Genomic DNA, 16190 nt, shown 5'->3' on the forward strand with positions numbered 1-16190 from the left:
CCGGTGCCAAGGGAATTACTTGCCTCATGTCATGGTGCATTATCACACTTGCAATATCTGGTGTGTGTAATGGATTTTACCGCTTTTGCTAGTCAAACAGCTGGGACACTTGTCCGAACCAAAATACTCCGATCCATCAATCGACACTCTCCTTCATAAACAGAAACCTGTCAAGTTGTTTTCCACGGCGCAAATTCTCTATTAAATATTGGCTTTAGCTTCTCGCTGTCTAACTTGTCTATGACATCTCTCATCTGACTGTCTTTGGGAATTGTCTTTACACTAAACAATGTCTTCAATTTATTACTTCTTGCTCTATCTTCAAGGCGCTGCTGAAATTCCAAAAGCGATGAGTCCTGAAAATACATCATGGCAAATCCAGACATACATACGTCATGCGCTCTACTTTCCCTATTTCACGATAATCCTCTATATCGCCTATGCGCTTTCTCATTGTATTGCACAGCGCCTCGAAAGATAAATGTTTCGCATACTTATTTCTAAGCATACATCATAAAAAAATATAGACTGCATATATTCTATCTGCGCGAAAAATATTTCTTACTCCCTCTCTTTTTACTCTTACTCCCTTGCTTTTTTACTTCACCGAGGATTGCTGGAAACTTGGGTATAGTGTTGACACAAGAGGCATCTTAATTATAGTATAACTCTTTTATAAATGGCAGAGGTTATGGATTGAAGAGGGCATTAATTACAGGTATTACAGGGCAGGATGGTTCATATCTGGCCGAGCTGCTTTTGTCAATGGGTTATGAAGTACATGGTATAATCCGCAGGGCAAGCACTTTTAATACCGGCAGAATCGACCACCTCTTTGTGGACAAGCATGATCCCGATGCTAAACTGTTCTTATACTTCGGTGACCTCTCAGACGCAAGCCAGCTGACAAGCATAATTTATGACGTTAAACCTGATGAGATATATCACCTCGGCGCTCAAAGCCACGTCAGGGTAAGTTTTGACATGCCAGAATACACCGGTGATGTAACCGGTCTGGGGACAACGCGCATCCTTGAGGCGCTTAGAAAAAGCGGGATTTCCTCGAAATTCTATCAGGCATCGTCATCTGAGATGTTTGGGGCTGCCCCTGCGCCTCAAAACGAACTCACGCCATTTTGCCCAAGAAGCCCATACGCCGCTGCAAAGGTCTATGCCTACTGGATGACCGTAAACTACAGAGAAGGTTACGGCATGTTTGCCTGTAACGGTATCTTATTTAACCATGAATCCCCACGGCGCGGAGAGACATTTGTAACCAGGAAAGTAACCATGTCTGCCGCTGCCATAATCTCAGGCAAACAAAAAAGGCTCTACCTCGGTAACCTCGACTCCAAACGCGACTGGGGCTTTGCGCCTGAATATATCTACTGCCAGTGGCTCATCCTCCAGCAGGACAACCCCGGCGACTTTGTCATCGGCACAGGTGAGACTCACACCGTAAGGGAATTTATTGAATATACATTTGACTATGCCGGAGTTGAAATCGAGTGGCGCGGCGCGGGCGTAAACGAACAAGGCGTCGTCAGGTCAGTCATCCCGTCACTTGACACTACGCTAAAAACGGGAGACATAATAATAGAAATAGACCCAGGGTATTTTCGCCCCACAGAGGTGAATATCCTGCTTGCCGATATAACAAAGGCTGCAAGTACACTCAACTGGCAGCCGCGTGTTACGTTTAAAGAACTAGTGAAAATCATGACTGACGCAGATATGTCTGCCCTTGGGCTGACCCCTCCAGGTCACGGCAGCAGAATCCTCGCCGGTAAAGGTCTCAACTGGACAAATGCAAATATTGAGGTACGCAGATGAACAAAACCTCTAAGATATTCCTTGCCGGTCACAGGGGTCTTGTCGGCTCGGCAATCCACAGGCATCTCACGCGTGAAGCCTATACAAACGTCACAGTGAGGACAAGCGCTGACCTCGACCTCAGACGGCAGGCTGATACTGAGAGGTTTTTTGAGACCGAAAGACCAGAATATGTCTTTTTAGCCGCTGCTAAAGTAGGCGGCATTGTTGCCAATAACACGTATAAGGCCGAGTTCCTATATGACAACCTAATGATAGCAGCTAATATCATTAACTCTGCATGGAAGTATGGCGTGAAGAAACTGATAAATCTGGGTTCTTCGTGCATATACCCGCGTCATGCCCCTCAGCCAATGAAAGAAGACCACCTGCTGACAGGGCCGCTTGAGCCTACGAACGAGCCGTATGCCATAGCTAAAATCTCAGCCATAAAGCTCTGCAGATACTATAACGAACAGTACGGCACTAACTTTTTGACCGTTATGCCTACGAATCTCTATGGCCCGTTCGACAACTATAATCTTGAAACGGCACATGTGCTTCCAGCGCTTATCAGGAAATTTCACCTTGCAAGGCTGCTGGAACAAGGCGGACCAGACTGTCAGGGTGCTATAAGAAAAGACCTCACCTCGTGTCCGGTTGGCTTCAGCATAGACGCAGACGGCAGCGATACAATCGCACTACTGGAAAAACTTGGGGTAACAGCCTCTGGCGTCACCCTGTGGGGAAGCGGTGAGCCATACAGGGAGTTTCTGTACTCAGATGAGTTGGCCGGGGCATGTGTCTACCTGATGGAGCGCTACAGCCATGAGGCGCTTGGCGAGCTGCTCAACATAGGCACGGGTGAGGATATGCAAATAAAAGACATCGCCGTAATAGTGAAAAACGTAGTCGGATTTAAGGGTGAAATCCTCTATGACAGGACAAAACCAGACGGCACTCCAAGAAAACTCCTCGATGTGTCCAGAATCAGAGCGCTTGGCTGGAGACCGGCAATAGGTCTTGAGGAAGGGATAAAAATGGCCTATGACTCATATCTGGCAGCCATGTCAGAGCCGCCTGAGACATGTGACCGGCATCAGTGGTAATCAATTAGGTTGTCGTTCACTTTAAAGAACGTTATGGCATCTTGCAACTGCTGCGCCTCAGAGGAGAGTTTCTCTGACATCGTGTGTAATGACTCAGTGGAAGAGGCATTTCGTTGGATGACCTTATCAAGCTGTTGCATTGCAGTGTTTATCTGTTGTGCACCGACATCCTGTTCTTTGGTTGAGGCGCTTATTTCCCCAACTAAACTTGCTGTTTTTTGTATATCGATTACGAGCTTACGGAGCATTTCAGCCGTTGTACCAGCTATTTTTACGCTTGATGACGATAGCTCCATTATTTCTGCCGCGGCTGATTGGCTTTTTTCTGCAAGCTTTCTGACCTCTGATGCAACAACTGCAAATCCCTTTCCATAGTCACCGGCGCGGGCAGCCTCTATAGCCGCGTTCAGGGCAAGCAGGTTGGTCTGGCGTGATATCTCATCTATTATTGATATCTTGCCAGCGATTTTATTCATAACGCTGACGGCCTCCTCCATCGCCCTGCCGCTTTCCTTTGCCTCGGCTGCTACTGCGGCTGCTGTCCTCTCCGTGTCTTTAGAGTTATCGGCTGTTTGTCTTATTATTGAACTCATCTCTTCTACAGATGCAGAGGTCTCCTCAACGGCAGAGGCCTGCTCAGTTGCCCCCTCTGCGATTTGTCTGGAGCTTTCCATTAATTCATTGCTGCCGTTTGTTACCGAGTCTGAGACGGTCTTTACGTTGGATACGATGCCCTGGAGGTTTTCTACCATGTGTTTCATCGCGGCATAGAGACCGGTCAACTTATCACCTTTAAAACTTACTGTTAGGTCTCCGGTTGCTATTTTTTGTGCTATATCGACTACCACTGAAGGCTCTGCACCTAGTTGGCGGAGTATCCCTGTGGTCGTTATATATGTAATAAGCAGGGCCAACGCTATGAGAATTATAGACAAAATCAGATAGAACAACAAATAGCTGCGGGCAGTGTTTGTAAGGGCGCTGGTCTTTGCCTCCAGATCACCTGAGAGACTGTCCTCTACCTCCTTCAGCAGATTTATCTTGTCTGTTATTGTGTTAAACCAGTATGCGGGGTCTATGCCGAAGGCGCCTTCTGCGGCCTTTTCTATGGCTGTCTTTCTCATTCTCTCTATCTCGTCTATTGTTTTGCCTGTCATCTTACTTTTATAAAATTCTTTTTGTGAGTCGGCAGCAAAGGAGAAAAACATCTTGTTGTAAGTATCCTGGGCAGCTACAAGTGATACAAATTTTACAAACAAGCCGGGGGCAAAGCGGTCTGCCGCAAAGGTATTGCTCAGGGTTGCCCTCTCAACCCCTGCCTGTTCCTTCCCATACAGGAAATTAACATATGCAGATGCCAATTTCACTACCTCTGCATTTGTACTCAGGCCGGCAATACTTGATACCATGCCTAAAAAATCAGAAATCACCGCCGAGTAATAGCCGATTGCCTCGGCCACAGGGATAGTTAAGGAACTTGCCGCGTCCCTTTTGCTTTTCAGCGAATCCAGGTTTTTCAGCGCACCGCTGAGCTTTTCCTGAAAGCTGCTGCCATATGCCGATGATTTGAAGCCCTGAAGGAAGTCGTTTAGCTCCTTTATCTTTTCATCTGTTTTTGCCCTTTGGGCGGTGAGTTCAGATGAGAACTTCTTCCCCGCACTGCCAATGAAACCCGCTGTCATGCCGCGCTCTTTTTGTGTTTCATGTACAAACGAGCTTATTTTTACGGCAAGGGTCGAAAGTGAATGCAGGGATTTCATCTCCTTTAGCATTGTGTATCTGTCAGACACACCTGTCAGAGAAAAATACAGGAATCCAGCTAATGGTAAAATAAGCAGTATGATAAGTTTATTTTTGAGACTTATATTGTCCATCGTTCCCTCCCCCCATAAATCAACTTAATAAGTAATTCTATATATAATCCCGAAAATAAGTCAAGTTCAGGCAACATCCAACCTGCCCCCCTGACCGGGGCAGGTATTTAATTATTTTAAACTGTCTCAGTGTAAATCATGGTATTATATCAGATGAAAAAGTACGTACTGAATAAGGCCCCCTCTGTACGGGTGACGAGGTTTGACGAGGAACTCAACCGCGAGCAGCTTGAGGCCGTCACATGCCCCGGTGGGCCGATGCTTGTCCTTGCCGGGGCTGGCACAGGTAAGACACGCACATTGACATACCGTGTTGCATGGCTTGTAGAAAACGGCGTAAATCCATCGAATATCCTCCTCCTGACGTTTACTAATAAGGCGTCAAAAGAGATGATGAGGCGTGCTGCCTCTCTTATTGGCGGCGATGTGACAGCGCTTTGGGGAGGCACTTTCCATCACATCGGAAATCTCATCCTCAAACATCATGCCAGTGCGCTTGGCTACAAGGACGGGTTTTCTATCCTCGACAGAACAGACACAAAAGACCTCTTTGACACCTGCCGTACTGCTGTTGCCGCCGCACACAAGGACGCACAGCTCCTGCCAAAGGCGTCTGTACTGACAGATTTGCACTCCTACACCAGAAACACCTCAAAAACTGCTGCAACAGTTATCGCAGAGCGATTCCCGGCGCTTGAGACAAATGCAGCGTTAATATTAGAGGTGATTGCACTCTATGAAAAAAAGAAAAGACAGCTCAATCTAGTAGATTTTGACGATATACTGCACAATCTCGTTGTCCTGCTTAAAGAGCATGAAGACATAAGAGAGTACTATAGCCGAAGGTTTCAGCACGTCCTTGTTGATGAGTATCAGGACACTAACTTGCTCCAGGCTGAGGCCGTCGGGCTGCTATCGGCGTATCACAGAAATATCATGGCCGTTGGTGATGACGCTCAGTCAATTTTTTCTTTCAGAGGGGCTAATTTCGAAAATATCCTGAACTTTCATCAGTCATATCCCGATGCGCGAATCTTCAAGCTCACCACTAACTACAGAAGCACCCCGCAAATCCTCAACACCGCAAACTCCGCCATTGCAGCCAACCAGAGGCAGTTTCGCAAAGACCTTGTCTCTGTACGCGGCAGCGGCGAACCCCCAGCCCTTGTTCCACTTGAGGATGTCCGGGAGCAGGCACTCTTTGTCGCCTCAAAGATAAAGGATGCCGTCGATGAGGGAGGGGCTTTATCAGGCATTGCCGTCCTCTACCGCTCACACTACCAGTCGATGGAGGTTCAGATGGAACTCACCCGTCTGGGGATTCCATATGACGTTCGCTCAGGCATGAAGTTCTTCGAACAGGCGCATATAAAGGACATACTTGCCTATCTGAGGATAATCTCAAACCCCTATGACGAAATAAGCTGGAAGCGGCTGCTGAAGATGCTCCCCGGCATTGGCAATGCCACAGCAGAAAAGATTTGGAGATACCTGCTTGACCTCCCAGACGCCCCCCCGCTTGACAGGGTCGTAAGCGCAGGGAAGGCTGCACCGAAAAAGAGCGCTGAACAGTTTGCCGCCTTTGTTAAATGTCTGAGTGAGCTGCGTAAAATTGATGCACCGTCTGAGGCAATAGACACTGCCCTTAAAGGCAGTTATGAAAAATACCTGTTTCTCACATTCACTGACGCTGACAACAGGCTCAGAGACCTCACACAGTTGAGCGAGTACGCGATTAAGTATAACTCCACAGATGTGTTTCTTAGTGAGATGGCGATTCAGGGGTCAGAGCAGCCGATAGCCGCCGTCAACGGTGACAAGGACGAACACGTAGTCCTGTCATCTATTCATCAGGCAAAGGGGCTGGAGTGGAAGACCGTGTTTGTAATCGGCCTCAACGACGGGCAGTTCCCGTCGATAAAGTCTGCTAAGAACTGGGACGAAGAGGAGGAACGCCGCCTCTTTTATGTAGCCCTGACAAGGGCGTGCGATGAGCTATACCTGTGTTACGCGTATACTTCTTATGCTGGGCTGATAAGACCGTCGAGATTTATTAAAGATATTCCGCGAGGACTGCTTGAGGAGATAGAAATCATTTAGGGAGGTATTCAACTATGACATATAAAGAAATATTCTACAAGGGGTTTGACACGACAAACAAGAACATACTGCTTGCGCTTGTGAAAATGGCCGCTTCATACGCCTTGATAATAGGATTTGTTATTGTATTAATTATACCGCTGATAGTGGCAGCGGCGGCGTTTGGGACGGGAATCTTTACATCGTTGAAAGATTTTGATGTTTACAACATCGGCAGCTTGCTGCTCTCTAAGTATTTGGCGCTGGCAGTTGTCCTTGCACTCATTGTCTTATTTTATGTTGTAATCGCAACATTTGTCGCCATGTATGTCTATGGAGGGGTGTGCGGGATGATTGCAAGGGGAATCAGAGACACGGGGTTTAAGTTTTCAATGGAAGGGTTTTTCGCCGAGGGCAAGAGATTATTTGGGCCGGTTCTTGGGTTTACCTCCATAGTGGGAGCAGCAGTGATTATTATATTATTACTCCTGGCGGCATCTGTTTTCCCTATAAGGTCGATACTGAATACTCTGGCAGATGCAGGACGCCCGTTGTCCATGTTTATGTCGTATTTTATGATAATGGCCGCCGTGGTGATATTGTTTTTCCTGTTTACGGGGACGCTTGCCATAACATTTTACGGCACCGGCATAATGATTTTTAAAGGGATGACAGCTATGCAGGCTGCTAATGAGGCAGTCAGATTTATATTTAAACGCCCGTCTGCCTTTGGATTTTTTTTGCTCTGCATGGGAATTAATTTCTTTGTTAATATCATGATTGCCGGCAGTACGATAGGCGTTGCGATAATACCGGTTATCGGCGCTGTAGCAGTGTTTCCATATCAAATACTCGTGCAGGCGGTACAGTATTATTTGGGGATTTTATTTATAGCCATGTTGTTTTCGTATTATTTTAAACATGAGGGGCTGGACATTGCCGCTGCTTACAAAACCTCAACTGCTGTGACAGATACAACTCCTCCTCTGACAGCTGACCTGAATGAAGGTACTCATCCCTCGTTATGAAGTCAACGTGGCACAGCTTGGTTAAGCCAGTTCATTCAATAGGGGAGGCAACTGTGGGCAGCACTATTGTAAAGGCGGCTCCTTTGTCTGTGTTTTCGGCATAGAGTTTGCCCCCCAAGTTGGATTCTATTATGGTTTTTGACATATACAGGCCAATCCCCGTCCCTGTATTGCCTTTGGTTGTAAAGTACGGGCGGAATAATTTATCAAGTATACCGGGCGGAATGCCTCCGGCGTTATCTTTAATAATAATAGTTATGTCGTCTGCGTTTCTTATGGTATGTATGGCGATAAATCCATTTTCTCCCGCTTTTATCAATCCTTTGGATTTTGCCTCAAGTATCGCATCTTTAGCGTTGATTATGATGTTCAATAACACCTGCTTTATCTCGTTTGGATAGCCTGTGATATATAAATATCCAAAATCACATCCCGTGAGTTTCTTGCATTCTTCCAAATCGATTTCATAAGTGGAACATTTACACGAGTGCTTGAGTTCAATTTTTAAGTTTCTCATCTCTGAACTTAATATGGTTAGTACCGAGTTGATTATCATATTCATATCAATTCGAATTTTTCTTTTTGTCGGCTTAAAGAAATTGCTGAAATCGGAGATTGTATCTGACATAAAATTTATCAGATTCATGCCGGAGCTGACTGTGTCTTCAATATATAGATCGTCGATTAGATGGAGCTTATACGCATCCTGTAAATCCTGTATAATCAGGGCAAGTCCATTAAGGGGCTGCCTCCACTGGTGGGCGATAGAGCCTATCATCTCGCCAATTGCAGCCATCTTGGATTTCTGAATCAGCATGTCCTCTTGCAGTTGGCATTTCTGGACCTCTTCTATAACCCTTCTTTCAAGATTTTTATTTAATTCCGTTATTTCATTAAGCATCTGCTTCCTTTCGGTAATATCTCTGAGAGAGGCCAAAATATGCGGCTCTTGCTCCCATTCTATCTCCACAATACGTATTTCCACCGCAGCAACTTTACCGGTTTTGCTTATAAGCTCTATTTCAGTCTTATCTGCCGTTATAACAGGGAAGCCTAAGTACTCTCCTGTCAGTTGGCCGGATTCCTTGCCAAATAAGCCCTCGGCAGCAGGATTTGCAAAACGTATCCATCCTTCCATATCCAGTATCAGGATGCCGTCGGCATTTTTCTCTATCAACCGAAAGAAGCGCGACTCACCGGATTGTTTCAGGGCTATGAGCAGGCGGTTGCGCTCTATGGCATATTGAATAGAGCGCGAGAGCGACTTGCCGGTAATCTCGCTTTTGGCAATATAGTCCTGCGCCCCGCACTGTGCAGCCATGAGCGCCGCACCAGGGTTTTCCATTTCAGATATGCCCAGCACTGGGAGCTCCCCTGCCGTCTTCTTTATGCTTATCAAAGTTTGGCAGCTATAGGGGTCGGAAAGCTCAATATCTATCAGGAGCATATCTATTGGCTTAGGAGGGTTAGACAGATAATCAGGCAGCATTGGGTAATCTTCTATGTTTTCTATAGCAAAATCCACATGAGGATCTCCAGAGAGGATTTCACTGAAATAGCGGACATCCTCAGGGCTTCCCCCGACAAACAGGCACCTAATAAATCTCCCCTTAGGCATATTATTGTGTCATCATCTGTCTTTAAACAACTCGTCTGTTCGGTATACCTCGGTCGGGCTGATTTGTACAGGATTGCCTGAGAGGATTCCCACTACATTTCTGAAGGGTTTTCCTATGTGCATTCCATTGCCGTCAATCTGGAACTCACGAATCTCTTTGTCGTGCGTGGAGCCGCGCATCTTCAGCACCGTAATACCACGCCTTGTCTCTCCGTAGAGTTCTACATAACGCAGCAGTATTATCGTGTCTGTGATTGTGGAGATATGTGTCTCGGTAATGGACGTGCCGCCTAAAAGTGTGGGCGTTGTTGATGTAAAAAATCCGGCGATTTCCTGATGTTTGATAAACGATGTTATGCTTATTACAAACTCCCTAAAACTCCTTATGGTTGATACCCTTTCCAGTGCCGAAAGACTGTCAACCGCTATCCTGTTTGGTTTATAGCTTTCTATAGTCTTTTTCATCTTAATAAGATGGTCTTCAAGAGAGGCGGTCTCAGGATATTCGCAGACTACCATCAGCTTTCCCTCTTTTTCCATCTGCTCGTAATCAACCCCCCAGCCTATGGCGTTTCTGAATAGCTGCTCTCTGCTTTCCTCGAAGGCAAATATCAGGCATTTCTCGCTATTGTTGGCGCCTCCGGCGATGAAATGTGTTACCATAAGGGTCTTGCCGTTTCCTGTTGCACCTGAGACAAGGATTATTGAATCCCTGTAGAATCCACCGGCACACATATTGTCAAGCTCAGGGCAGCCGGATGTAATTCTTACAACCGAGGACTTCTGCTTAAGCTCTATGGCAGAGAGCGGGATGATGATTATCCCCTCCCCAGGGATAATCGTAAAAGGAAACTCGCCTTTATAATGGTCAGTACCGCGAAACTTCAATATCTCGATAGTGCGGCGCCTCCTTTCGTCCTCGAGTGAGTTTCTTAACACTACCACATTGTCGGCTACAAACTCCTCAACTCCAAATCTTGCAATCATACCGTGCTCGTCAATGCGCTCTGCCGTTATGATACTGGTAACATTCATCTTTCTAAGGGCATGGGTTATGCGGAATATCTCCCTTCTGACCGTTGTCCTGTCTGAAAACTGGCTGAAAAAGGCGCCAAGCGAATCAAGAGAAACCCTCGATGCCCCAACTTTTTTGATTGCATATTCTATGCGTGTCAGAAGGCCGCCCATGTCATAAGCACCGGCTTCGACCACTTCTATCTCAGGCTGCGGCGAGGCATCCAGAAATACCCACATGCCGTCTGCCTCATACTGTTTTATATCCCAGCCGAAGCTGATCATGTTCTTTTTAATTTCCTCTGGGGATTCCTCAAATGTGACAAACAGTCCTTTTTCCTTGTTTTTCCTTACGCCCTCAACCAAAAACTGAGTGGCAAAAACGGTCTTAGAGCTCCCTGCCGTGCCGGAAATAAGCGTTGAACGATATTTAGGAAATCCCCCCCTTGCTATCCAGTCAAATCCAGGGATATGGGTCGGTTGTTTTTCCAAATCTGTATCGTTATTTATAAAATTCATTTTTTTCTCCTCCTTAGCCTTCTTACCCGTTCTTTCTCAGGCATGGCTGAAGATCAAGTCCCAACAGGACTTTCTCCGTATCAGACAGGTCGCCAATTACACGTCTGATAGGTAACGGCAACACTTTTATCAATGTCGGAGTGGCAAGGATTTTTTCGTCCTCGGCCAACTGCGGCCTCTCAAGGATGTCTATGACAACCATCTCATATTGGTCCTGAAGTTCCTGTTTGCATATGTTTTGCAAATTGGCAATTACCCGTTCTGACTTGGGCGTCTTGCCGGTTATGTAGAGTTTTAATAAATAATTAGTCATACCTTACCTCCAGAATGTTTATTCTAAATCAATTTTTTCTGAATACAATGAAATAATTTTGATAGTATGTTACTAAATCTCCCATCAGTTCTAAGATTATAAAGCGTCCCTCTTCCAGATACAGTTGAGCCTTAGCCATGTTTACCGCATTGAGTTTCAGCTTTAACGACTCAGAGTGAATCTCGACCACATCCCTTGGGCCGGCCTTTAAAAAGCCAAGCTGTTCTGATAGGGAGAGCAAGTCGTCCTGTATCTTATTTTCAGTCTTATATATTCTCTGATCTACTGCGGCATCGAGGATTTCACAATATTTATTTACGAAATTGACAAATGTTTCACTGCTGCTTTGACGCAGAGACGACTTGCCCATCATCTGAGATGTAATAGCGGCCTTCGGACTTCCGGTGAGACGCTCTAAAGACATAAACTCCTGCCTATGCCCGTGTTCATATTGTACTTTAAGCATATCCATACGCAGTCTGTTCCGCTCTATGGCATAGAGCAGTGACCGCAGCAGCGTGTGCCCATCAAAGGTCCCCTTGACCAGATAATCCTGTGCACCCAGAGATAATGCCATAGCCGCCACAGAAACATCGTCGGTTGATGAGAATATGACAATAGGTATTTCTGGTATTAAAAATTGAACGATAGAATATGTATTTATAAGTTCGCTGTCAGGCAGCATCAAGTCCAAAAGCACTATATCAACCGTGTCCTGTGATAACATTACAGAAGCCGAGGAGAAACTATCTGCATGTTTAACTTTGATATCAACACTTGCCTTTTCTGCAAGAAGCCCCTCTATCCCGGCCACCTCAGCGGCGTCGGCTTCGATTATCAGAAGATTTATGGTTTTGCTCTGCTGTCGTTCCATGTCAATATCGCCAATATCTAAGTTGTTCATAGTAACATTTGTCTCTAATAATTGTCAAAAAACTGAATAGTCAATTTGCCCCGCTTCCTATACACATTCCTATACACATGGATTGATTTTAAATAAAATCACATGTTACAATATTATATGAGGGGTGTTACGCAAAGTAACGCGGTGGTAATTATCAAGGGTTAACAGATACACGTCATATAGTGTAACGCAGGGGGCAGTGCTGTGATGACTATGTTATTGCCAAGACATCGCCCTATCATGCTGTACTTGCGTTATATCTGCAAATCCTCTTATCCTAAGTCGTGCAAAGAACCTCTGTGCCTTGCTTAAACCTTGCTTAATACTGTTTATTAAGGAGAAGTGAATGATAAAGAATCTGAAAATAGGTACTCGTATCACCATAGGATATTTACTGATATTGTTAGTCTTTCTGCTGCTGTCATTGTATTCGATAAGCAGATTAAACTATTCTGCTGCGCAAACGAAGCAGCTCTACGAACACCCTTTCATGGTAAAAAGCAAATTGCTATCGACTGAAGCAAACACTTACAGAATCAGATTCTTACTTAGAAAGGCATCTATGCTTACGAATAATGACGATATTGTGGATATTAAAGCCATGGTGGCGTCCCTTGAACACGAGGTAATCAACGACTTGACAGCCGTAGAAAACCTGTTTTTAGGCGACAAAAAACTAATAAAACAAATACATAGTAATTATGAAAAAGATATTGCGCTTCACCATGATTATTTCTACCTGCTGTTTCAGGGCAAAAAGACTGATGCCTTGAGCCTGTTAGATTCAAAGCTATATGCAAATGCCACAGAAACCGAGAAGATGCTGGATGAGGCCATAGAGTTTGCCTCTAACAAGGCAGCCTCGTTCTATGAAAATACTAAGAAAACCTACGATGAGTCTGAAAAGGTTTTATATTATGTTTTGTGTGTGTCAATCGTTATGAGCGGCGTTTTATCTTTTGTGGTTACAAGAATCATCACTGTTCCTATAGCAAAACTGTTAGGGGCAACTAAAGAAATAGCATCAGGCAATTTAAATGTAATGATAGATGTCTCAGCAAAGGACGAAATTGGCAGATTATCTAAATCGTTTCAACATATGGTTGATACCTTACGCAATAATGTATCAATGAGCGAGATAGAGAATTGGAAAAAAAATGGATATGCCCAAATAAATGCAGTGATGCGGGGAGAGCAGGATGTAATTACACTTTCTCAAAATCTGATAACATATACCTCTGAATACATAGGGGCAAACATAGGGGCAATATACCTTGTGCAAGAATCTAACAACACCCTGCGTCTGACAGGTACATACGCATATAATAAGCGGAAGAATCTCTCAAACGAATTTTCTTTTGGCGACGGAGTGGTGGGGCAGGCAGCACTTGAGAAGCAGACAATACTACTGACAGAGGTACCGGCTGATTATATAAAGATAACTTCAGGGCTGGGTGAACGCGTGCCGTCAAATATATTGGTTACCCCATTAATATATAACAATAAGGTAAAAGGTGTGATAGAGATAGGGGCATTTGCCGCATTTACAGACCATCAGATAGAGTTTATGAAGGCAGTTTCGGAAGGGATTGCTATAGCCATCAGCGTTGCACAATCGCGTGAGACAATGCGCGAACTTTTAGAGGAAACCCAAAGCCAGGCTGAAGAGCTTCAGGTACAGCAGGAGGAGTTAAGGACGAATAACGAACAACTGGCAAGTCAGGCAAGGATTCTAAAAGAGTCCGAAGTAAAACTACAGGAACAACAGGAGGAACTAAGACAGGCAAACGAGGAACTCGAGGAACACGCAAAACTGATGGAAAAGCAGCGGGATGAGATAAAAAAGAAGAATATCGAGCTTGAGAAAAATCAGGAGTTAAACCTGCAAAAGGCAAAGGAACTCGCAATAACAAGCAAGTATAAATCTGAATTTCTGGCAAACATGTCACATGAGCTAAGAACGCCGCTTAACAGCATCCTCTTGCTTTCTAAATTTCTCTCAGAAAATAAGGACAGCAACCTTACACCAAAGCAAATTGAGTGTGCTTCAACGGTTTACTCCTCCGGTCGTGACCTGCTTAGTCTCATAAACGACATCCTTGACCTTTCAAAGGTTGAGGCTGGCAAGCTGGAGCTGCACATCGAGGCAATGGAGACAACCAGGATAAAGACATTCATAGAGAGCAACTTTTTACCTTTAACAGAGGAAAAGAACATTGCACTGCAAGTAACTATATCGGAGGGCGCACCGAAGCAAATCCATACCGATACTCAGAAGATTGATCAAATAATCAGAAACCTGTTGTCAAACGCTATTAAATTCACTGAAAAAGGCGCTATAACTGTAACAATAGACAAGCCTGTCAAGCCGCATCCCGACGGTCTTTTGTCTATCTCCATATCAGACACAGGTATTGGAATACCCCAGGACAAGTTAGGGATCATTTTCGAGGCGTTTAAACAAGCGGATGGCACAACGAGTAGAAAGTATGGAGGCACGGGACTGGGACTTACAATATCCAAAGAGCTTATTAAACTACTGCAAGGTGAGATAGTGGTTAACAGTGATTATGGAGCGGGAAGTACCTTTACCATGTTTATCCCTGACCTGAAGGACGCTTCCATATCTCAAGACATCCACCAATTAAGTCAAAGACCGGATGACCTGGCGTCTCCTGCCAAACCCGAAGTGCCCGAAATTAAAGTTAGATATATCGAGGACGATAGAGAGAACTTGACGGCTGGTGAGAAGTCTATTTTGATAATTGAAGATGACACGGCATTTGCAAAGATATTGCTGGATATAAGCAGAGAAAGAGGTTATAAGTCCATAGCAGTTCAAAATGGCACAGATGGCCTGGAGGCCGCGCATATATATAAACCTGACGCAATAATCTTAGATATGGGCTTACCTGATATGGACGGCTGGACGGTAATTGAGCGGTTAAAGGAATCATCTGAGACGCGCAGTATCCCTGTACAGATAATATCGGCGTCGGAGAAAAATATAGACGTTCTGAAATCTGGCAGCATTGGCTATTTAACGAAACCAGTTAATATGGAAAAAATAGAAGAGGCCTTCTTAAAAATTGAAACGATATTTACCGGGAAGAATAAACAAATCATGGCAGTTAATCTGGATACCCGGCAGGAGGCAACACTCAGAGAACTATTGAAAAACACATCTGTGGGAGTTGATTATGTCCCGGCAAAGAAGGCACAAACTGACATAGAGTTAAATCGCTGCGATTGCATAGTAATGAACATATCAGGGAGTGAGCAGGTAAGTTTCTCTTTTCTGGATAAAATTAAAAACACAGAACCGTTAAACAACATACCTGTAATAATATATAACAGCACACGCTTAAACGCTGTAGATGAGATGAAACTCAGTCTGTATGCACAGAGGATAGTGATTAAAGCAGTAAAATCCCCGGACAGGCTGCTTGAAGAGATAGTGCTGTTTTTACATCTGCCAGAAGCGGAACTTCCAAAGGAAAAACAAACAACACTGATGAGGCTGCGAGACAAAGAACACATATTTAGGGGAAAGAACATACTGATAACTGATGATGATTCAAGAAACGTGTTTGCCCTGACAAGCATACTTGAGGAAAGAGGGATTAATATCCTCGTAGCAGGTACAGGTGTAGAGTGTATCGATACACTAAAGGGGAACGACACAATAGACCTTGTATTGATGGATATAATGATGCCGGAGATGGATGGATACGAGGCCATAAAAGAGGCAAGAAAGATGCGGCGTTACCGTGATGTACCAATAATAGCGCTTACAGCAAAGGCGATGAAAGAAGACAGGATAAGGTGTATAGAGGCAGGGGCAAACGATTATCTTGCCAAACCAATAGATAAGGACAGACTGCTGTCCCTTCTCAGGATTTGGCTGTACCAGTAGGATT

The 16190-nt window shown here is 44.8% G+C and carries 12 protein-coding genes; 5 read left to right on the plus strand and 7 right to left on the minus strand.

The annotated features are described in order from the left end of the window. Positions 1-170: 170 nt before the first annotated feature. Together ASN18_RS03235 and ASN18_RS17045 are read right to left on the minus strand one after the other, a co-directional pair. Complete coding sequence (locus ASN18_RS03235) at positions 171-386, minus strand: hypothetical protein (protein WP_085051171.1); 216 nt, start codon at positions 384-386, stop codon at positions 171-173. Next, positions 368-508, minus strand: coding sequence for a hypothetical protein (locus ASN18_RS17045; protein ID WP_157072809.1), 141 nt, complete (start codon positions 506-508; stop codon positions 368-370). The genes ASN18_RS03235 and ASN18_RS17045 overlap by 19 nt, the downstream gene beginning before the upstream one ends. A gap of 188 nt (positions 509-696) precedes the next feature. Here ASN18_RS17045 and gmd point away from each other — a divergent pair, with 188 nt between their 5' ends. Both gmd and ASN18_RS03245 read left to right on the plus strand, forming a co-directional pair. Next, positions 697-1833, plus strand: coding sequence for a GDP-mannose 4,6-dehydratase (gmd, locus tag ASN18_RS03240; protein ID WP_085051172.1), 1137 nt, complete (start codon positions 697-699; stop codon positions 1831-1833). Further along, a complete protein-coding gene (locus ASN18_RS03245) occupies positions 1830-2921 on the plus strand; it encodes a GDP-L-fucose synthase family protein (RefSeq protein WP_085051173.1) in 1092 nt (363 codons plus the stop codon). Before gmd ends, ASN18_RS03245 begins: the two co-directional genes overlap by 4 nt. Here the strand turns inward: ASN18_RS03245 and ASN18_RS03250 are convergent. After that, positions 2912-4795 (minus strand): methyl-accepting chemotaxis protein, encoded by a 1884-nt coding sequence (locus ASN18_RS03250; RefSeq protein ID WP_085051174.1) that lies wholly within the window; start codon positions 4793-4795, stop codon positions 2912-2914. The two genes, ASN18_RS03245 and ASN18_RS03250, sit on opposite strands and share 10 nt — an antisense overlap. A 153-nt stretch (positions 4796-4948) precedes the next feature. On the opposite strand from ASN18_RS03250, the gene ASN18_RS03255 reads away from it, so the two are divergent. Continuing rightward, on the plus strand, positions 4949-6895 hold the full coding sequence (locus ASN18_RS03255) for an ATP-dependent helicase (RefSeq protein ID WP_085051187.1): 1947 nt from the start codon (positions 4949-4951) through the stop codon (positions 6893-6895). A gap of 14 nt (positions 6896-6909) precedes the next feature. Next, a complete protein-coding gene (locus ASN18_RS03260; protein WP_085051175.1) occupies positions 6910-7902 on the plus strand; it encodes a hypothetical protein in 993 nt (330 codons plus the stop codon). Between the two features lie 31 nt (positions 7903-7933). Here the strand turns inward: ASN18_RS03260 and ASN18_RS03265 are convergent, their stop codons facing one another. Genes ASN18_RS03265 through ASN18_RS03280 form a run of 4 tightly spaced genes read right to left on the minus strand, consistent with a single transcriptional unit; the run spans position 7934 to position 12270 of the window. Beyond that, the gene (locus ASN18_RS03265) at positions 7934-9520 is read right to left on the minus strand and encodes a hybrid sensor histidine kinase/response regulator (RefSeq protein ID WP_085051176.1); all 1587 of its coding nucleotides are present in this window, start codon (positions 9518-9520) and stop codon (positions 7934-7936) included. 12 nt (positions 9521-9532) lie between these two features. Then, on the minus strand, positions 9533-11053 hold the full coding sequence (gene kaiC, locus ASN18_RS03270) for a circadian clock protein KaiC (RefSeq protein WP_085051177.1): 1521 nt from the start codon (positions 11051-11053) through the stop codon (positions 9533-9535). Between the two features lie 22 nt (positions 11054-11075). Next, complete coding sequence (gene kaiB / locus ASN18_RS03275) at positions 11076-11366, minus strand: circadian clock protein KaiB (RefSeq protein WP_085051178.1); 291 nt, start codon at positions 11364-11366, stop codon at positions 11076-11078. A 28-nt stretch (positions 11367-11394) separates the two neighbouring features. Beyond that, entirely contained in the window at positions 11395-12270 is an 876-nt protein-coding gene (locus ASN18_RS03280; protein ID WP_085051179.1) for a response regulator, read from the minus strand. 346 nt (positions 12271-12616) lie between these two features. Here ASN18_RS03280 and ASN18_RS03285 point away from each other — a divergent pair, with 346 nt between their 5' ends. Next, a complete protein-coding gene (locus ASN18_RS03285; RefSeq protein ID WP_085051180.1) occupies positions 12617-16186 on the plus strand; it encodes a response regulator in 3570 nt (1189 codons plus the stop codon). The last annotated feature ends 4 nt before the right edge of the window (positions 16187-16190 follow it).

The sequence above is a fragment of the Candidatus Magnetominusculus xianensis genome, from assembly GCA_001541255.1.
GTDB classification, from domain to species: Bacteria; Nitrospirota; Thermodesulfovibrionia; order Thermodesulfovibrionales; family Magnetobacteriaceae; genus Magnetominusculus; species Magnetominusculus xianensis.